The organism is Asaia astilbis JCM 15831 (assembly GCF_000613845.1).
GTDB lineage: Bacteria > Pseudomonadota > Alphaproteobacteria > Acetobacterales > Acetobacteraceae > Asaia > Asaia astilbis.
Genome location: NZ_BAJT01000010.1, coordinates 21,838 through 40,745, shown reverse-complemented (window position 1 = coordinate 40,745; position 18,908 = coordinate 21,838). Strand labels below are relative to the sequence as shown.

General features: G+C 60.9%; 18 protein-coding genes and 1 pseudogene. 13 read left to right on the top strand and 6 right to left on the bottom strand.

Annotated features, from left to right (window positions below; translation table 11 throughout):
* Window positions 1-11 precede the first annotated feature (11 nt).
* Window positions 12-1,445 carry a MocR-like pyridoxine biosynthesis transcription factor PdxR gene (gene pdxR / locus JCM15831_RS17775; protein ID WP_051528408.1) on the bottom strand — a complete coding sequence of 478 codons (1,434 nt, stop codon included), beginning with the start codon at window positions 1,443-1,445 and terminating at the stop codon, window positions 12-14.
* A 97-nt stretch (window positions 1,446-1,542) separates the two neighbouring features.
* Here pdxR and JCM15831_RS08700 point away from each other — a divergent pair, with 97 nt between their 5' ends.
* Window positions 1,543-2,181 carry a pyridoxamine 5'-phosphate oxidase family protein gene (locus tag JCM15831_RS08700; protein WP_025823984.1) on the top strand — a complete coding sequence of 213 codons (639 nt, stop codon included), beginning with the start codon at window positions 1,543-1,545 and terminating at the stop codon, window positions 2,179-2,181.
* A 45-nt stretch (window positions 2,182-2,226) separates the two neighbouring features.
* Here JCM15831_RS08700 and JCM15831_RS08695 read toward each other — a convergent pair whose 3' ends face one another.
* The 4 genes from JCM15831_RS08695 to JCM15831_RS17770 form a co-directional block, all read right to left on the bottom strand.
* Window positions 2,227-3,036: a siderophore-interacting protein gene (locus tag JCM15831_RS08695; protein ID WP_025823983.1), complete on the bottom strand. Its 810-nt coding sequence runs from the start codon at window positions 3,034-3,036 to the stop codon at window positions 2,227-2,229.
* Window positions 3,033-3,647, bottom strand: a complete 615-nt coding sequence (locus JCM15831_RS08690; protein ID WP_025823982.1) for a PadR family transcriptional regulator — start codon at window positions 3,645-3,647, stop codon at window positions 3,033-3,035. Before JCM15831_RS08690 ends, JCM15831_RS08695 begins: the two co-directional genes overlap by 4 nt.
* 143 nt (window positions 3,648-3,790) lie before the next feature.
* The gene (locus JCM15831_RS08685; protein ID WP_025823981.1) at window positions 3,791-5,167 is read right to left on the bottom strand and encodes an NAD-dependent succinate-semialdehyde dehydrogenase; all 1,377 of its coding nucleotides are present in this window, start codon (window positions 5,165-5,167) and stop codon (window positions 3,791-3,793) included.
* Window positions 5,168-5,172: 5 nt separating this feature from the next.
* The gene (locus JCM15831_RS17770) at window positions 5,173-5,655 is read right to left on the bottom strand and encodes a hypothetical protein (RefSeq protein ID WP_035774161.1); all 483 of its coding nucleotides are present in this window, start codon (window positions 5,653-5,655) and stop codon (window positions 5,173-5,175) included.
* Window positions 5,656-5,856: 201 nt separating this feature from the next.
* On the opposite strand from JCM15831_RS17770, the gene JCM15831_RS08675 reads away from it, so the two are divergent.
* Window positions 5,857-6,693, top strand: a complete 837-nt coding sequence (locus JCM15831_RS08675) for an EcsC family protein (protein WP_025823980.1) — start codon at window positions 5,857-5,859, stop codon at window positions 6,691-6,693.
* Between the two features lie 7 nt (window positions 6,694-6,700).
* Here JCM15831_RS08675 and JCM15831_RS08670 read toward each other — a convergent pair whose 3' ends face one another.
* Entirely contained in the window at window positions 6,701-6,865 is a 165-nt protein-coding gene (locus JCM15831_RS08670; RefSeq protein ID WP_198024285.1) for a hypothetical protein, read from the bottom strand.
* Window positions 6,866-6,971: 106 nt separating this feature from the next.
* On the opposite strand from JCM15831_RS08670, the gene aat reads away from it, so the two are divergent.
* The 11 genes and pseudogenes from aat to JCM15831_RS08615 all read left to right on the top strand — a co-directional run bounded on the left by aat (window position 6,972) and on the right by JCM15831_RS08615 (window position 18,782).
* Window positions 6,972-7,634 carry a leucyl/phenylalanyl-tRNA--protein transferase gene (gene aat / locus JCM15831_RS08665; RefSeq protein ID WP_025823978.1) on the top strand — a complete coding sequence of 221 codons (663 nt, stop codon included), beginning with the start codon at window positions 6,972-6,974 and terminating at the stop codon, window positions 7,632-7,634.
* Window positions 7,635-7,660: 26 nt separating this feature from the next.
* Complete coding sequence (locus tag JCM15831_RS08660; RefSeq protein WP_051528407.1) at window positions 7,661-8,287, top strand: DUF4412 domain-containing protein; 627 nt, start codon at window positions 7,661-7,663, stop codon at window positions 8,285-8,287.
* Complete coding sequence (locus JCM15831_RS08655) at window positions 8,287-8,865, top strand: hypothetical protein (RefSeq protein ID WP_025823976.1); 579 nt, start codon at window positions 8,287-8,289, stop codon at window positions 8,863-8,865. The genes JCM15831_RS08660 and JCM15831_RS08655 overlap by 1 nt, the downstream gene beginning before the upstream one ends.
* A 177-nt stretch (window positions 8,866-9,042) precedes the next feature.
* The gene (locus JCM15831_RS08650) at window positions 9,043-9,402 is read left to right on the top strand and encodes a hypothetical protein (protein WP_025823975.1); all 360 of its coding nucleotides are present in this window, start codon (window positions 9,043-9,045) and stop codon (window positions 9,400-9,402) included.
* Window positions 9,403-9,423: 21 nt separating this feature from the next.
* Window positions 9,424-9,884: pseudogene (gene bcp / locus JCM15831_RS17765) on the top strand (thioredoxin-dependent thiol peroxidase).
* 11 nt (window positions 9,885-9,895) lie between these two features.
* Complete coding sequence (locus tag JCM15831_RS08640) at window positions 9,896-13,111, top strand: AsmA-like C-terminal region-containing protein (protein WP_025823973.1); 3,216 nt, start codon at window positions 9,896-9,898, stop codon at window positions 13,109-13,111.
* 82 nt (window positions 13,112-13,193) lie between these two features.
* Window positions 13,194-14,591, top strand: a complete 1,398-nt coding sequence (locus JCM15831_RS08635) for a replication-associated recombination protein A (RefSeq protein ID WP_025823972.1) — start codon at window positions 13,194-13,196, stop codon at window positions 14,589-14,591.
* Window positions 14,588-15,583 carry an RluA family pseudouridine synthase gene (locus JCM15831_RS08630; protein ID WP_025823971.1) on the top strand — a complete coding sequence of 332 codons (996 nt, stop codon included), beginning with the start codon at window positions 14,588-14,590 and terminating at the stop codon, window positions 15,581-15,583. The genes JCM15831_RS08635 and JCM15831_RS08630 overlap by 4 nt, the downstream gene beginning before the upstream one ends.
* Window positions 15,580-16,860 (top strand): AsmA family protein, encoded by a 1,281-nt coding sequence (locus JCM15831_RS22655; RefSeq protein ID WP_025823970.1) that lies wholly within the window; start codon window positions 15,580-15,582, stop codon window positions 16,858-16,860. The genes JCM15831_RS08630 and JCM15831_RS22655 overlap by 4 nt, the downstream gene beginning before the upstream one ends.
* A complete protein-coding gene (locus JCM15831_RS08620) occupies window positions 16,832-18,133 on the top strand; it encodes an AsmA family protein (RefSeq protein WP_025823969.1) in 1,302 nt (433 codons plus the stop codon). Before JCM15831_RS22655 ends, JCM15831_RS08620 begins: the two co-directional genes overlap by 29 nt.
* The gene (locus JCM15831_RS08615) at window positions 18,063-18,782 is read left to right on the top strand and encodes an ATP12 family protein (RefSeq protein ID WP_035774160.1); all 720 of its coding nucleotides are present in this window, start codon (window positions 18,063-18,065) and stop codon (window positions 18,780-18,782) included. The genes JCM15831_RS08620 and JCM15831_RS08615 overlap by 71 nt, the downstream gene beginning before the upstream one ends.
* Window positions 18,783-18,908 lie beyond the last annotated feature (126 nt).

Below are 18,908 nucleotides of genomic sequence, written 5' to 3'. Positions count from 1 at the left end.
CGTCTTAGGGCTCAGTTTATCGCCTGTGAGAGGGCGTCTCGCAGGATCGTGGCAATACGGTCCGGGTCATCGGGGCGCAATGCGGCAAACCCGATCACGAGCCCTTCCTGCGAGGCGTTCAGGCAGAGGGCGGAAAGGCGGGCAGCTCGATATCCTGCCTTTGCCAGCGCGGCCTGACAGAGTTGTTCCTGGCCCTTACTGGTAAGAGTAAGAGCCATCTGGACGCCCCCGCTGGGTGCGACCGAGGCGAGCCCGGGGATCTGATGCAATGCGTCGTGCAGGGCTTGTCCGCGCTGATGATAGAGGCGTGAGATGCGACGCAGGTGCCGACGGTAATGCCCGCTCTCCATAAGCTCGGCCAAGGCATATTGGGCGTGGAGATTGGCCGCACAGCCTGCGGTGCGAAGCGCTGCTCTGAGCGGCTCGACCAGCGATTTAGGGACCGCCATCCAGCCAATCCGCAGACCGGGCAGAAGCGATTTCGAGGCAGAACCGAGATAGAGACAGGAGGTTGCGGCATCATGCGCAGCAAGGGCAGCGATCTCCCGACCATGCCAGAGAAATTCGCTGTCATAGTCGTCTTCAAGGATCAGAGCGCCTTGCTCGCGTGCTTTCTTCAAGAGCGCCAGACGCCGGTCCAGTCCCATGCGTCCCCCAAGGGGAAACTGGTTCGACGGCGTGATGTAAATGAGGCGGGCTGAAGAAGGCAGGGCCTCGACCTGCATGCCCTGTTCATCGACCGGGACAGGATGGATCCGGGCGCCGCAGGCCAGAAACGCGGCTCTGGCCCCGAGATAGCCGGGGTCTTCGAGCGCGACAACGTCGCCGGGATCGGTCATGAGCTGGGTGATGAGGCTCAAAGAGGCCTGCGTGCCCGAGGTGATCAGGATCTGGTCGGGAGAGATCGACAGACCCCGGTCACTGGCAAGGCGGGCACAAAGGACCGCTCGCAATCTCGCTGCCCCATGATAGCCGACATAGCCGGATTCATCGCCATGCCGCAGTCGGGTTTGTCGCCTCAGGATCTGCGCCCAGAGATCGGCCGGAAAAACGGCCTCATCGGGCATGCCCGGTGTCAGCCTTCCTGAAGGCAGGAGATAGCCTGCGGAGCGAGGATCACAGGCCATGGCGATGCCCCGCTGCGATAATGCCGGAAGCATCGTCTCGCTGGACCCGGTCAACGCGACTGCGGGGAGGCGCGCGGTTGGGCGACAGCCGGGGCGCATCTCGATCAGACCTTCGGCGCGCAGCAGGTCATAGGCTGTGCTGAGCGATGCGCGCGACAGACCAAGCATCGTCGCGGCGTGTCGTGTCGATGGCAGCACCGCGCCATGGCTGATTCTGCCAGCGCGTATGGCCCCACCAAGCGCAGCGAAAACCTGCACCGGCAGGGTGTCAGCCAGACAGGGATCGGGGTGGCAGAAGGCGGGGAGATAAACTGGCATGTAAAAACCGTTGAAAACCGGATCTCGATACAGGCCAGTTCGCCGCATAGAGCTCAAGCCGTCAAGCAAGCAGAAAAAAGACAGGCAGGAGGTGGCGATGGTTCCCGGTTATGCGAAGGCCCGGCAGGGCAAGGGCGCTCATTATGATGAAGCGACCATTCACGAAATTCTCGATACGGGACTCGTCGGGCATGTCGGGTTTGTCGCGGATGAGCGACCCATGGTCATGCCCATGGCTTATGCCCGCTGCGGGAGCACACTCTATCTGCATGGGGCGTCCAAAACGCGGCTCATGCTGCTGGACGGAAAGAAGCTATGTCTTACAGTGACGCAGCTGACCGGCCTCGTCGTGGCGCGGTCCTCGTTTCAACACTCGGTTAATTATCGCTGTGCCGTCATTCATGGTGAGGCCCGCAAAGTAACCGACGAGGAGCATGAGCGCGCCCTCTGGCTGATCACGGATCACCTCCTGCCTGGGAGAAACGAAGAAATCAGGGAGATGACCGGTCAGGAGCGCAAGGCGACAGGCGTCATTGCGCTGGAGATCGAGGCGGCAAGCGCCAAAATCCGGACAGGTCCGCCGGTGGATGCTGCTGCCGATCTGCCCTCCACACTCTGGGGAGGTATCGTGCCGATTGTCACGGCCTTGGGGACCGCAGTTCAGGATTCGCATACGCCCGATGGCGTTCGGGCTCCGGACTCCCTGAGGAAGGCGCAGGCAAAGTTCATAGCCTGATTTTGGCGCTTCTGGCGTGCGAGAGAGCGCTGGGGTGAGAACGTCTTATCCTTCCACCCGCTCGCCGCCCGCTGCGCTGTCGCGTCGCCAGTATCCCGCGGCCCTGATCTGCCCGCGCGGCACAGCTTCTTCAGCAATAAGATAATCGCGCAGCGCACGCACAACATCGATCTCAGCAGCAATCCAGACATTAAGTTTCTTGACTGAGGGCAGGACAACGACGCGCAGAAGACTCGGGAGCGTTTCGCTGCCCCCTGTCTGACAGCGATGGATCTCAACCCGGGCATGACTGACGAGAGGGTACGTTTTGTCGGTCTCGCGGGTGTCGAGCAGGACGGTAGCACGATGATTAGGGGGCAGGGTCTCAAGTGTACGGGCAATTGCAGGAAGCGCGGTGTCGTCCCCGATCAGCAGATGATGCGTCAGCGTGTCGGGGGCGATATGAGAGGCTCTCGGACCACCCATTCCGAGATACTGCCCGGGCTTGGCCTGTGCAGCCCATTGCGTGGCTGGACCTTCTTCGTGAAGGACGAAATCGATGATGAGCTCCTGACGCTCTTCGTCAAATCGTCGGGGCGTGTAATCGCGCGCCAGAATGCGGGGATCGCGTGGTGCACTGCGATCGGAGCCGCCTTCGGGGCTGAGATCAGGCAGGATCACCTCGCTTGTGCCGGGCTGGGGAAAGAAGAGTTTGACGTGGTCATCGACGCCGGCGGTCACGAAATCATGCAGGTCATCGCCGGTAAAAACGATGCGACGCATCGTCTCTGAAAGCGGAATGACCTGCGCGACTTCGATCCGTCGCAGACGCAGTTTATGACGGATCTTGGTCGGAATAGGCGCTGTCTCGGTCATGACTGGCCTTCGTTTTTGATGTCGTCAGCGGCCTGAAGCAGGATAGCCGCGATGCGACGTGCTTCGACGGGGCTGCAACCGCGCCGGTTATAAAGCGCAGCCTTGAGCTGATGACGTGCCTTGTGCAGGCTGTCTGCCACATCGGGGGCGAGATCGTGCAAACCAGCAAAGGCTTCGCGAACATCGCCCATACGGCTGCCAATGCGGGCCAGCAGCTCGAGGATCCGTGTGGCTTCCTCCTGATGCGCAGCGAGATGCGCGCTTCCTTCTTCTGTCAGGGTGTAGAGCTTGCGGGTCCCTTCCTGGGTGACCGCGGCCTGTCCGATTTCCTCGAGATAGGTCATGGCCGGATACACCATGCCGGGGCTGGGTTTGTAGAAGCCGCTGGAACGCTCTTCGAGGCGACGAATGATCTCGTAGCCATGAGCGGGACTTTCCTGAAGCAGAGCCAGAATGACGAGCTGCAGATCTTCAGCGCTCAGCTTGCGTCCGCTGGGAATGTCGTCTCCGCGATGGCGCCCGAAGCGCCGTCCCGAACGATGGCCAGACCCGGCTTCATCGTGACGGTTAAAGAGGTGACGCAAATGATGGCGGTGATGGTGAAAGAACATCTATATCTCCTGTTATATCTTAAGACTGTACTATCTTAAGATATAACACAAGAACCTTTTGATCGATTCGCGAGCGGGGAGCCTGCGGTGCGGGAAAAGGTTCACCCACTGCTGCCCCGATCAGAGAGCAGTGGGTGAGGGGCTCAGCAGGCCCAGACGGTCTTGATGTTCATGAACTCGTAGAGACCGAGTTCGGTCAGTTCCCGACCATATCCGCTGGCCTTGATGCCGCCGATGGGCAGGGCAGGGTCGGAGGCCGTGATGCGATTGATGAAAACGCCTCCAGCTTCGATCTTCTGTGACAGGGACTGCGCAAGCGCGGCATCCTGCGTCCAGAGGCTGGCTCCGAGCCCATAATCGCTGTCATTCGCCAAGCCGAGCGCATGGTCTACGTCGTCAGCGATGATGAGGCAGGCCACGGGGCCGAAAAGTTCTTCCTTGAACGCCGTCATGTCACGGGTCACGCCGGTGAGCACTGTTGGCTCATACCAGGCGCCCGCGCGGTCTAGGGGGGCTCCGCCCAGTGCAAGCTGCGCGCCTTCGGCCACGCAGCGCTGGACCTGCTCATGCAGCCCGTCACGTAAATCAGACCTCGCCATGGGGCCGATAAAGGTCCCCTCGCTCAGGGGATCGTTCAGCTCGAGAGCCCGCACCTTGGCGAGAAATTTCTCGGTGAAAGCCTCCGCGATGGGGGCCTCGAGGATGATCCGTTTGGCGGCAATGCAAACCTGACCGCAATTGGCGAATCTTGCCGTCACGGCTGCATCGACAGCCTTGTCGAGATCGGCATCGGCCAGAACGATGAACGGGTCCGACCCACCCAGCTCAAGCAGGGATTTCTTGCCGTTTTGACCCGCGAGCCCAGCCAGAATGCGGCCGACACGAACGCTCCCCGTCACTGTGACACCCGTGATGCGGGAATCCGCGATCACACGGGCTGTCTGATCTCGTGAGAGATTGACGCTCATGAAGACGTCATCGAGGTCGCAGTCCCGGGCGATCTCGTTCAGAAGCATGCCGCAGCCCAGCGTGTTTTCCGCCGGTTTGACCAGAAAACTGTTGCCGCCGACCAGGATGGGCACGGCCGCCCTGATGATCTGCCAGTAAGGGAAGTTCCACGGCATGACCGCTAGAACGGTGCCGGTCGGGGCATAGCTCAGATGGGCTTCTCCCGTCGGCACAGGCATTGGACGGTCGCGCAGAAGAGCCGGTGCATTGTCGCGGTACCAATCGATGACGGCCGCGCATTTCTCAATCTCGGCTTTGGCCGAGACTAGAGTCTTGCCCATTTCGAGCGTCGCCATCCGGGCCAGCTCGTCCTTGCGCTCTCTCAGCTGGAGGGCGAACCGATGCAGCGAGTCGAGGCGGGCACCGAGCGTTCTGGCGCGCCATGTCTCGAACCCTGTCGCGAGGCGCGCCAGAGTCTCCTCGACCGCGCTTTCCGCAAGAAAAGGGTAACGGGCGAGGGTCTCGCCATTGGCCGGGTTGACGGTCGAGACGCCATCGCCTGGGCTGGTCATGTGTTTTACCTTTGGTTGTTGGTCCAGAGTGCCGTTCCTGCCGCATCGGACTGCGCCACCACGTCGGTCTGGCCGTTACCCGACGAGCCCGCGTAGTTGTGATAGGCGGAGTTCTCATAAGGCGCGCGGACTGGCGCGTTGAATTTCACCGGCCAGCCGAGAAACGAGAAATGCGACGGCGCATTATTCGGGATCTGGGTGCTTTGATGCGCTTCTCCGCCCGGAACGCCCAGGGTTGGGTGCGAGCGGACATTGTAGGAATAGCTCCGGATCGATGTATCGAAATCGTCGGTCACGACATAACCGTGCGGCGGGGGCGGCGCGCCGCCATCGGGGAGCGCAACCTTCTCGACCGGGGTGAGCTCGTGATCCATGTGATGGATGTCAGAGGCCGGATCGGCCGAGGCAATGCCGAATGTGAGCGGCAGGCATGCGGCGATGGCGGCAAGGGCGAGACCGGAGGACGTCAGGGAAAGAGACCGGGACATGGGGAGGCTCCTGTTGCGATACCTGTGGTTCTAACAGGGGGGCGACTGTTTCGTTTTGTCGCTTCGGTGTAGGTTAGAAAAAAACCCCTGCCTCCACAATAATTGGTGACTGCAGGCAGGGTCGGGCGTTGCGTCCGATAACAAGACACCCGTCACAGGCACCGTTTAGCGGGCGCCTCCAGATCAGGGAGACCACCATCCATGGCTTCAACGAACGGATCGACGATTCCCGGCCTGGGACAGATCGCACCAATGACCCTCGACAGCGAGTCTCTGGCACAGCTTCAGTCCGCACTCTCCAAGGTCGAGCAGGGGCGTGGCGTTCTTGTGCGACTGGCCGATCTGATGGGCGGAGCAGTTGGACAGGCGACCAAGCTGGGTATGCAGGGTCTTGGTATGGCGCCCGGTATCCAGAGCAAATTGCAGGGACTGGCCGAGGCGTCGATTACGCGCGCTTTCGATATTGCCATTCTGGGCATGGGGCCGGGTGCGGACACCAGACCGGCGAAATGGCGTGACCCGGCTGCTCAGGCTGCTGTCGCTGTCTCCGGTGCCTTGGGCGGATTTGGCGGTGTTGTGGGGCTGATGCCCGATATCGGTTTCACCACTCTGACGATCATGCGCGAGATCGCCCGCATTGCGCGCGAGGAGGGTGAAGATCTGACCGATGAAGAGACGCGCCGTGCCTGTCTGGAAGTGTTTGCGCTTAAAGGCTTCATGTCTGGTCAGGCGGGCGAAGAGAGCGAGCTGGGCTTTTTCTCTGCTCGTGCCCTGATGCGCGGCAAGCCGATCGTATTGCTCATCGCCGAAGTGGCATCGCATTACGGCATCGGTCTGTCGCGTAAGTTCGCCATGCAGATGGTGCCTGTGGCCGGTGCCCTCTGCGGCGCCTCGCTGAACGCAGCGTTCCTGTCGCATTACCGGGCTCTGGCCAGAGCGCATTTCACCATCCGGCGTCTCGAGCGTCAGCACGGCCCGATCGTGCGCGATGCGGCCCAGCACATGCGTCAGAACGCCCCCGCCGACGAGACGTCTTAAGCCGGTTTTAGCGGAGTCTGGACTCGCGGTAGGCCTCGAGCAGTCCGACTGCGATGATCTGGATCGAGAAAATTGCGGTCATGACGAAGGCGAGGTTTCGGTAATGCGGGGCGATAAAGGCCAGCACAGCACAGATCGCAATGCCGATCAGGTAGATGAAGGTCAGAGGCATCTTGATACTCCGGATCGGGGCAGGGATCTGATCGCCTATCACGATCTGCTTCCTCGCGACCACGAGAAAGCTTCTCTACAGCAGGGATCTTCCCAGAGAGATGCCCGTGTCTGATCTGCTGCCGCCTGAGCTTCTGCTCTCAGCTTATCGGCAGGGGATTTTCCCCATGTCCGATGACCGGACGGCTACGGAGATCTCCTGGCACAGGCCTCAGATGCGCGGCGTGTTGCCTCTCGACTCGCGCTTCCATCTTTCCCGGCGTCTGGCGCGTTCTATCTTGCAGGGGTGTTTCGAGGTGACCAGCGATCGCTGTTTCGATGCGGTGGTCGGCGCCTGTGCAGAAACGCCGGGACGGGAAGATACCTGGATCAGCGGACATATACAGGCGAGTTACGGAGAGCTGCATCGGCTGGGCCATGCCCACTCGGTGGAGGTCTGGCAGGAAGGCGTGCTTGTCGGGGGGCTTTACGGGGTCAGCCTAGGGGGCGCTTTTTTTGGTGAGAGCATGTTTTCGCATCGTTCGGATGCGTCCAAGACGGCGCTCATCCATCTCATCGCTGCGCTGCGTCTGGCGGGATTTGTCCTGCTCGACACCCAGTTTCCAACACCTCATCTGGAAACATTCGGCTGCCTGACTGTGCCAGATCAGGATTACCGCGTGTCGCTGGACCGGGCCGTTGGAATTGAGGCATCGTGGGATGCAGATGTCACGTTGAGTAGGCTCCAGCAGGAGATCATCCGTCTTCGTGACGGTATCGACGCCGCCTGAGGCGTCATGGAGGGAAGTAAATGTCCATGTTCCAGATAAAAGGCGCCGCCGCATTGGCTCTGGCTGTCGCAGCGACAGGCAGTGTGGGCACGGCCCTGGCCCAGCAGCATCCTCGTCTGGCGCCTGCGCGCGACGTGACGGTTGTCTATTCCGTGCAGCCAGAGAAACTGCCTCAGCCGACTCAGGCGGTCGTTCAGTTCAAGGCCGAGGGCGACAAGCTCCGTATCGACTCGCCTGATCATGCGGGCTCGACCATTCTCGATCGTCCCGCCCAGCGCGTGACGCTCATCATGCACAAGCAGAAGGTCTATACGGGCTTCTCCCCTAAGCACGGGCTGCGCAATCCATTCATGCTCGATATGTCCATGAAATATGAGCCGGACGGCGCGGGTCGTGTGGCGGGTCTGGCCTGCAACAAGTGGACAATCACCACGACTCACGGCAAGGCAAATGCCTGCGTGACCGAGGATGGTGTGATCCTGAGTGAAGAGGGCGTCGATGCCGACGGTCTGCGCGGCAAGCTCGAAGCGCAAAGCGTAACCTATGGACCGCTTGCGGATTCCCTGTTCGTGCCGCCAGCCGATTATCAGATGATCACGGCCCAGATGCCGATTCCGCATGGCGCTGGTCCGCAGAGCTCCGCGAGACCGTAATGAAAAAGCTTCTCCCCTTGCTGGGTCTGATTTTCGGTGCGGCGTCTCCAGCGGTGGCCGCGCCGGATGAGGTGACGACGCCTTATGTCACGCCACAGCTGGATGTGGATGTCACCTATGACGCCTCTGGTTCCGATGGGCAGATCTATCGTCAGCGGATGCGGTGGAATGCGGCACATTGGCAGCAGCGGCTGGATATGGAGACGACCGGGCTGATCATGCTGACCGATTATCGCGCCCATCGTCTGTCCGTGGTCGATGTGCATGCAAAGACCTTCACGGTCTCGGGGGCGCCGGATGCCCAATTTGCGCCTCCCGGGCAGCGCGCGGTCGGGCAATGGGTCAAGGGGGCTCAGGATCGGGTCGCCAACCAACCTTGCACCCACTGGACGACAGTCGATACGGACGGTCAGACAGGGGATTTCTGTTATAGCGATGCCGGTGTGCTGCTCTCGGCAAGCCGTGGCGCGATCCCGGTGATCAAGGCAATCGCCTATTCGGAGACCCCTCAGGGGCCAGAAGTTTTCAAGGAACCTGCGGGTTTCCATGAGATCGCAGCGATGAAGCTCGCCCATTGATCTTTCCGATTCCGGAAAAAGGTCAGGGACCGAGGCCGGGCGCGTTCTGCCCCACTTTGTTACATTTATGCCCGGTTTTCGTCCTGTTCCGTCCCAAAATCGACACCATATCGGGGGTATAACGTTCATAACGGAGGGGCAGCAGTGTTTGGCCCCACCCGTCTAGGAGGTTTTCTTATGCGTCATTTCCTGAAAATTGGCCTCGCGGCTCTGCCTCTTGCAGGTCTTCTGGGGGGCGCTCCCTTGGCTCAGGCTCATCCTTACGGCTGGGGCGGTGGTCCAGGCTGGCACGGTGACCGCGGCTGGCATCGTGGCGGTGGACGTGGCAACGCGTTTGTCGGCGGGCTGGTCGGTGGTCTCGTCGGTGGTGCCGTGATCGGTGCGATTGCGCGTCCTTATGCTGCGCCTCCGCCACCGCCGGTCTACTATGCACCACCCCCGCCGCCGCCGCCGGTCTATTATGCTCCCCCGCCGCGGGTAGTTTACCCGCCGCCAGTTGCAGTCTATCCCTCATATCCGGCTTATCCCGCATATTGAGCAGAAGGTCTCGCTTTCATCATGGTAGCTATTGGCGACAAGGCCCCCGCTTTCTCTCTTCCGACAAGCGGTGGCCAGCTCATCGAGAGCGAGGCCCTCAAGGGCCAGCCTTACCTTGTCTATTTCTATCCGAAGGCTGACACGCCGGGCTGCACGACCCAGGCCTGCGATCTGCGCGATCAGAAGCAGACCCTGGGGACGCTCGGCTCAAGGTCATTGGCGTCAGCCCGGACCCGGTCGACAAGCTCGACCGGTTTGCCAAAAAATACGGCCTCGACTTTGCGCTTGCGAGCGACGAGCAGCATGAGCTTGCCGATCACTATGGCACATGGGTTGAAAAGACGAATTACGGCAAAACCTATTTCGGCATGGAGCGAAGCTCGTTTCTTGTCGATGCTGATGGGGTCATCCGCGCGATCTGGCGCAAGGTGAAACCCGCCGATCATGTTGCGCTCGTTACTGAAGCTGCGTCGGAACTCTAGAGGCTTTAAAATTGAGCGTGTCGCACGATTTTCTTCATCGTGCGTCCTGGCGGGCGTTCCGTCTCGGGGCGCTCATCATCGGGCTGCCTGTCGCGGCTGTTCTCGTATCCGCAGCCGCCCTGCTATGGCGTCTCTCGACAGGGCCGCTCGACGTCACAAGGATCGCGGATCATTTCGCGCCGGTCGCCATTCAGGCCGGGTCTCAGCCTGACCACCCAGCCGGTCGACTGGCCTGGGATCGCGTCTATCTGAGCTGGCAGCCTGGCCTTAGGCACCTTCATCCTCTCCTTATCGCTGAAGCGCGCAATCTGCGTATCTTGCGTTCAGACGGAACTGCGACTGCTTCGGTTCGAAAAGCGCAGATCGACGTCAAAATGGCACCGGTTCTGCGTGGTGTTATTGAGCCGACAAGGATCTCGGTCGATCAGGCTGAAATCATCCTGAAAAGAGATCGCCACGGACAGATCGATCTCGATTGGCCCGACGCCGTTCATCGCCCCTCGCATGACCAGAACTTCGTATTGGAGGCCTTGCAGCGGATCGATATCCAGCAGGCAAAACTTCTGTTGCGCGATGCCGTTCCGGGCCGAAAACAGGGCGATGGCGACCTGACCCTGACTTTGGAAAAGGCTGCTTTGCAGCGCTCGCTTCCGTCTGACATGACAGCATGGGCAGGAAGTTTGAGCGGCGCTCTCGGTCCGGCGACCGGGCCTCAGGCCCCTTTTCAGGCGACAGGGCGTGACATGTCAGAAGCTTTCGCCTGGCATGTTGTGTTTGGGCCCATAACGCCTAGCCTCTTCGGAGGCCTGCTGCCGCACGCTCAGGCCTGGCATTTGCCTGTGTCACTGGAGGCGCAGTTCCAGATCCCGAAAACGCTGAGTGCGTCGCTCAAGTCCCTGCCCGTTTCGGAAGGGACGATCTCGGTTGACTTGGGCAAAGGCTCTATCGATCAGAAAGACGACCAGCCTTTGCAGGTTGCGCAGGCGAGGCTTGCCGCCTCCCTCAACCGCAACGGCAAGCGAGCTGCTGACGGGATGGAAGTCAGCATCGATAATGCTCAGGCTTTCATCACATTGATCGACGATCTTGGTCACACGACGCGGTTCGCTGCCGAGGGAGATCTGAGCGTCGACTCTCTGCTTCATGCGAAGCGAATCCGCTCTCACGTCTCGGCAACAGGGACAACGCTGGACGTGCCGCATCTGTCGTCCATCTGGCCAAAACGCCTCATGAAAGGCGCGCGCCGCTGGGTGACGCGCAACATGACCGACGGCATCGGGACCGGGCTGAGACTGGATGCGCGTCTCCAGAGTGAGGCCGGCTGGGAAGAGATTCGCCCGATCCAGACGGACGCGTCGCTCGACGTGCAGGGAGCAACAGTGCATTGGCTGCGGCCTGTGCCGCCCGCCCGGCAGGTCTCGGCTCATTTCAGTTTTGCAGGTCCGGATATTCTCAAAATCGCTTTCCTTGGCGGCACCCAGCCGAGCAGTGAGGAAGAAGACGCCCCGGTGCTGGCGTTACGCGGCGGCGACATGCTCATCGCCGATCTTTTCGAGCACGATCAGATCGGGACGATTCATCTCGATCTGTCGGGGGATCTCGCTGCCCATCTGGGGTTGCTGGCTCACCCACGGCTTCATCTCTTGTCGCGGCATCCTCTGCCGTTCACCCATCCATCGGGCCCGGTCACCGTGAAAGGAGAGCTCAGTCTTCCGTTGAGCGCGCGGATCGAGAACGATCAGATTCATGTTCTGACGCAAGCCCATTTCAGCAATGTCTCTCTGGGTAACGTGGTGCTCGGACGGGATCTCTCCAAGGCTGAGGGGAACCTGACTGCGACCGAAGACGGGCTGAAACTCTCCGGCAGCGGCCTGCTCGACGGTGTGCCAACGACGGCAACGCTTCAGGAAAATTTTGAAAGCCGAGAAGGGGGGCTGCGCGAGCAGGTCCACGCGGTCGCTGTTGTGGACGAGGCAGCGCTCGCACGCTCCCAACTGGGCAAACAGAGTATTTTCCGGGGCACGGCCCAGTTGGTCGCCGATTACAAGGCGCGTTTCGACGGGCAAGCCGAAGTCGCGTTATCGCTCGACCTGGCCGATGCAGCGATCACGATCCCGGTCTGGCGCAAGGCTCAGGGAGTTGGGGCCACCGCATCGACCCGCATCGGTCTCGATAAGGGAAGCATCACAGCGATCGATCAGGTGAGGGCGGAGGGCCCGGGTCTGCATGTCGAAGGCAAGGGAAGGATCACTCAGGGGCAGGTCGATAGTCTGGTTCTGAACAATTTTGTTGTCGGTCGATCCAATGGTGATGCCGTAATCGATCTGCCGGATACCAAAGGCGGGCCGGTGACTGTCACTGTGCACGCTCGCGATCTCGATATTGCGCCGCTTCTGAAAAGTGATGACGCCACGAAGGGCAAAAAATCAGGCAAACCAGCCCAGTCAGACGACAAAACTGCGTCGGGACCCGACATGCGCTGGACGGTCGACATCGCGACGGATCGCTTGTTCTACAGTCAGAAAGGCTTTTTCGGAGGAGCCGTCGCGCATCTCGAGCACCGTAATCATCGTCTCGATGCGGCGTCTTTTTCGACCAGATCTCCGGTCGTCGTACAGGCAGCTCTTATCCCACAGCCGGATGGACGGGTCTTCCAACTCGACGTCGATAATCTGGGCACCTTGCTGACCCAGACCGGGATGACGGCGCGTCTCGAAGGCGGACGCGCGCGGGTCAGCGGCTATGTGGGCGATGGCGGAACGGGGAGCCTCCCGCCTTTCAAGGGGCTCGTGACGGTCTCGCCCTTTGCCTTCAGGCAGCCCCCCTCGGCACTGACTGCGGCGGCGCGTCTATCCATTTTCAACTGGTCGCAGGCCAGCAGCGAACGGTTCAAGGTGCAGAAGCTGCGCCTCCCGGTGAAGATCGCCAATGACGTGATGACGATCCATGAGGGAGAGCTGAACAATACGGCGCTTGGGGCCACTCTCGAGGGCCGTATCGGTCTCGATCAGGGAAGCCTCGATCTGCAAGGCACTGTGGTGCCCCTTTTCGGGCTCAATGCAGCGCCCGGGCGTCTGCCGAATGTCGGCAAGCTGTTCTCACCTGAAGAAGGAGGGGGCGTTCTGGCCGCCACCTTCACGGTGCAGGGATCGGCCAGCGATCCGGCGCTCTCGGTCAATCCGTTCGCCATGCTATTACCGGGCGTCATGCGCCAGCTGGCCAAGTAGACCGCCCATACGCGGCAGCAAGAGGCCGGACGGGGCAGGCGGCGGTTTCTGTCCGCCCCGTTCGCAACAAAGGAGAAGCGCCATGCGCGATGATGGAAATACGGATCTGTTCGGGGCAGCCCCAGCGCCATCGGGCCGAACGACGGCATCGTCCCGCCATGCGCCTTCGCCAGAGCCTTTCAGGAATGAGGGGCTGAGCGCCGAGACACGGCGGACGCAGCCTCTGGCCGACCGGCTTCGACCAAAGCAGCTCTCCGAGGTGGTGGGACAGGACCATCTGCTCGGCCCAAATGGGCTGCTCAGTCAAATGCTCAGGCGTAACACCCTTCCGAGTCTCATTCTGTGGGGTGGTCCGGGTTGCGGCAAGACCACGATTGCCCGGTTGCTGGCGCGTGAGGCGAAATTGCGGTTTGAGCAGATCTCGGCGGTCTTCTCCGGAGTGGCCGATCTCAAGAAAGCTTTCGAGACAGCATCGCGGTTCCAGCAGGAGACCGGACGCGGCACGCTTCTGTTCGTTGACGAAATTCATCGCTTCAATCGCGCCCAGCAGGACGGGTTTCTGCCTTACGTCGAACGCGGGACGGTTATTCTTATCGGTGCGACAACGGAAAATCCCTCCTTTGCCCTGAATGGGGCTCTCCTGTCTCGGTGCCAGGTTCTGGTGCTCAACCGGCTGGATGACGAGGGACTGGAAAAGCTGCTTCAGCGTGCGGAAAGCGAGGCGGAAAAAGCCCTGCCTTTGAAAGAGGATGCCCGCGACTCTCTCCGGGCGATGGCGGATGGCGATGGGCGCTATCTGCTCAATCTGGTCGAACAAATTCAGGCGTTGCCCGAAGGCGAAATTCTCGATGCAGCAGGCCTTGCCACTGTCGTCGCGCGCCGCGCCGCGTTGTACGACAAGGATCGCGAAGAGCACTACAATCTGATTTCGGCTTTGCATAAATCGCTGCGTGGGTCAGACCCCGATGCCGGGCTCTACTGGTTCGCGCGCATGCTCGAAGGCGGCGAGGATGCGCGCTATATCGCGCGGCGTCTCACCCGTTTCGCCGCTGAGGATGTCGGTATGGCCGATCCGACCGCGCTGCCCCTGGCTGTGGCAGCCTGGGAGACCTATGAGCGGCTGGGAAGCCCGGAAGGGGAGCTCGCTCTCGCGCAGCTCGTCGTGCATCTGGCGACGGCACCCAAATCGAACGCGGTCTATCGGGGGTATAATCAGGCTCGCAGGCTGGCGCGCGAAACGGGCAGTCTTGGGCCGCCTCATCACATACGCAACGCGCCGACCAAGCTGATGAAAGAGATCGGCTACGCCAAGGCATATGAATACGACCACGACACCGAAGAGGGTTTTTCAGGTCAGAATTACTTCCCTGACGAGATGGAACGGGTCGCGCTCTATCAGCCAACCGATCGTGGGCATGAGGCGGAGATCAGAAAAAATCTGGACAGGCAGGCCGCAATACGGGCAAGCCGTCGCCCATGAGTGTAACGACCCGAATTGTTAGCGAAGATGAGGCGGATATGCGCCTCGATCGCTGGTTTCGCCGCCATTATCCCGATCTGACCCAGGGCGCGCTGCAAAAGCTGTGTCGCACAGGTCAGGTGCGCCTCGATGGCAAGCGTGTGACCGGTGCCAGCCGCCTGGCCCCAGGGCAGAGCCTGCGTATCCCGCCACTACCTGCACCGACGGCTGCCAAGCCGGATCGCCCCGCCACCCTCGATCCGCAGCTCGCGCGTGAAATCGAGCGGATGGTGATCTATCGTGATGAGCAGATTATCGTGCTCGACAAGCCTTCAGGCCTGCCGACACAGGGTGGACCGGGGATCACCAAGCATATCGACATGATGCTCGATGGTTTGCGCGGTGAAATGCATGACAGACCGCGTCTGGTGCACCGCATCGATCGGGACACCTCGGGTCTGCTGCTGGTGGCGCGGACACCCGGTGTTGCCGCCAAACTCGCCGCTGCGTTTCGCGGACGGGATATCGACAAGACCTATTGGGCGATTGTCGTAGGGCGTCCCATGCCGGGATCCGGTGTGATCGATCAGCCTCTGGCCAAGCTCGGTGCCGGCAACGGCGCGCTGATGATCGCTGCAACACGTGAGGACGAAGACGCTGTCGTTGCGAAGACCGATTACGAAGTGATCGATGCGGCGGGCAAAAGACTGACCTGGCTTGCCCTGAAGCCGCTGACAGGCCGCACCCATCAGCTGCGCGTCCATTGCGAGACCCTCGGGACTCCGATCCTTGGTGACCCGAAATATGGTGGCAAGGCGGCCCATCTGGAGGGATTCACTGACAGGCTCCATCTCCATGCCCGTGCGCTGGAGTTCCCCCATCCGGCAGGGGGCAGGCTTCGTGTCGCCGCGCCTTTGCCCTCTCACATGCGCACAACCTTCAAGGATCTGGGGTTCAGTGCAGGGGAGACGCCCAAGCCTGAGCGGGTTGGGTTCAGGGGAGTCAGAAAATGAAAAAACTCATCGCTCTTTTCATCGTCGTTCTTGTTCTGGCGACGGGTCTTGCGGTCGGGTCTCATTTTCTTATCGATCGCTCATCGCTCAAGCAGCAGGTCATTGCCGCCGTCCAGCGTCAGACCGGGCGCGAGCTCACCATGACACGGTTTTCGGTCAGCGTTCTTCCCTGGCCCAGCTTCAGTGCGCGCAACGTGGTGCTCCACGGCCGATCCGGCACAGCCGATCAGCCAACGATCGAGGCGCGTGATATCCGGGCCTCGATCGCGCTTCTTCCCTTGCTGTGGCGTGAAATCCGGCTCGAATCCCTCACGCTTGCGCAGGGAAAGGTTTTCCTGAGCCGGGATTCGCACGGTGTGGCGAATTGGGAGTTCAAGCCTGCGCCTTCACCGGTTAGTACCGTCAAGGCTCAAGTCAGCCATCCCGCTGCGCATTGGGGACTCCAGATCGGCTCGGCACGGCTGGACCGTATGAGCTTCGTTCTCGATGATCGATACGCGCAGCGTAGCGGAGAGGTCGAGATCGATCATGCCGAGTTTCAGGGGCTGGCATCCAGCACGCCCTATCTCGACATTCATGGGCAGCGTAACGCCGTACCCTTCCGCCTCAACGGCCATGTCGGGCCGCTGACCCTGTTGCAAGGCGCAAATCCCCCTTGGTCGCTTAGCCTCGGGGCAACGCTGGGCAAGGAAGGAAAGCAGCAGGACTGGCTGAATTTTGACGGGCAGATTACCGATACGCGTCATCTGCGTGGGTTTTCCGGCGTTCTGCGCGGTGAGATCTCGGCGCTCAAAGATATTGAGACGGTCTTCCCGAATGCTAATCTCCCCGATTTCAAGGGGCTTGGTGGTGAAGTCGGTCTCTATGATGCCGATCCTGAGGCAGGGTCTCCAAAATTCAACCTTGCGCGTGTCGGTGTGAATCACCTGCATGCTCATCTCGATGCGGCTCCGTCCTGGCATGGTGTTTCGGTGAGTGCGCTTCATGCCGATGCAGACACGCTCTCTTCCGCGCTGACCGTCACGGCGCGCGCAGAGGGACGGTTACCCGCTGTCGGTTCAGGGAACCTTCGGGACGCTGGCTCAGGCGGGTACCGCTTGGCAGAGCGGTCTGACGACACCACTCACGGTGGCGCTCGACCTGCGAGACGCGGCTCAGCTCGGGGCCGGGAGCGGAGGACGCTGGCATGTCTCCGGTCAGATCGGTGCAACCCAGACCGCGCTCTCCTTCGATGGCAAGGCGCAGACTTTGCCGCTGCTTCAAACGGCCCTGCATGATGTCACGCTCAAAGGATCGTTGCAGAGCGATTCGTCCGGCGGTTTCCAGATTGAGGCTTTGAGCCTGACGAGTGTCGAGGCGTCAGCAGTGCTTGAAGCAAAAGCGCAGGGAATTCCGACCCCTTCGATCAACGGTAAGCTCCATTTCGACCATCTCGATCTGGATGCTCTGAACGCGCTCTGGCTCGGGCCGAAGACGCCTGAAAAAGCGCGTCAGAATACCGATGGTGGTGCGTCGATTGTGACCAATCCGGTCGCCGCTTTGACGGCGCCACAGGCACCGGCTGAGGCCGGGAGCTCGGCTAACGGTACCGGCGTAGTTCAAACGGCTTCAACGACGGAGAATGCGCCCGGCTGGGATGCGTTCCTCACCAAGGGGCATGGCGCACTCGACGTCACGGCGGACAAGGTACGGTTCAATGCGGCCGATTACACCGGGGTTTCGGCACAGGCCTCTCTCGAATCAGCCCGACTTGTTCTGGATGCCGTGCACGGCAGTGGCGACGGCATGACGCTGTCCGGACGTGCCGTTTATGACATGGGCGTGCGCCCTGCTTCGCTGAAAGTCTCTCTGACGCCTCTTCTGGTTCCTGCAACGCTTGCCCAGAACCTTCTCGCCATGCCGGATATCTTCCGCGGTCCGGTCATGCTTGTCGGTGACCTTGAAGCGCAGGGCGAGAGCAGATCAGCGCTCCTTGCGTCGCTCGATGGGCATCTGGGACTTTCGATGGTGGGCGGGACGATCTCCGGCAAGCGTCTTGGCCCCTATCTTGGTGACGCAGCGCGTACGCTCATTTCTCACGGCGATCTTCCGGTACGGTGTCTGGGTCTGCACGCTGCTTTCAAGGCTGGTCAGGCCAGTTTCGATACGATCGGCGTTGAGGCAGGTCCCTTGAGCCTCTCGGGTCATGGTGTTTACGAGCTGTCCGGGCAGACCCTCGATCTGCATCTCTTGCCTCGTGTCGGGTTTGGCGGTGCCGGAGCGTCTACGCCGGTTGTGGTTTCTGGCACGGTGGATGCTCCCAAGGTGCAGCAGGAGGCGGGGGCTGACGGCCGCTTTGCGCTCAGCATCGGGGGAGACTCCCCGGATACCTGCCTGATCTGCTCTCGGCAGCGCGTGAGAATGTTGCAGGAGAGGCCGCTCCTGAGCGCAAAAAGCGCTCTCAAGCCTCTGAATTGCTGCGCGGACTGGGGATTTTGCATTGAGCCAGACGATCAAGCGTTTCTGGAAAGAGGTCTCGGTCGTTCTCAGCGAGGCTTCCCCCGGCCATGAGGTCCGTCTCGATGGGCGGGCTTTCCGTTTGCCGGGCGGTCATCCCCTGATCCTGCACTCATCTGCTCTGGCTGAGGCGATTGCGGATGAATGGCGCGCGATTGCGCCGGGCGAGGCCTTCAGAACCGCTGAATTGCCGTTGACGCAGATGGCGGGAACCCAGATCGAGCGTGTCGCTCTGGACAGGGATCAGATCATCGGCGGGCTCATGGCCTATGGTGAGAGCGACCTGCTGTGCTATCGCGCCAGTGGAGGACTTGGGAGGGAGCAGGATACGCTCTTCGACCCGGTTCTGGAGGTCTTTTCCACTCGGTACGGCGTTTCTCCTCCTGTGACCCGCAGTCTGTTACCCCTCTCTGTCGGGGCTGACCTTCACGAGGTACTGACGCGAATTCTGACAGGGTTCGACGACGCGGCTTTGACGTGTGCCGCAATCTGCGCTCCGGCAACAGGTAGTCTCATCCTTGCCATCGGTCTGGCAGAGGGATGGATCGAGAGCGCTCAGGCCTCGCTGATGGCCAGTGTCGAAGAACGTTATCAGATGCAGCAATGGGGCGAGGACGACGCGCTTTTGCAGGAAATCGAGCGCAGTGGCGTCGATATTGCGGAAGCTGTGCGTTTCCTCGCACTTTCGCGTGAACAGTCGTGAAATTAGGCATTATTTCGCCACGATTGATGCCTATTACCTAGGCTTGTCAGGTCATCACATTCGGTGACCCTTGGTTACTGGACCCCTTTGGGATATCCTCCTAGAAGAGGTCTCGTAATCACATGA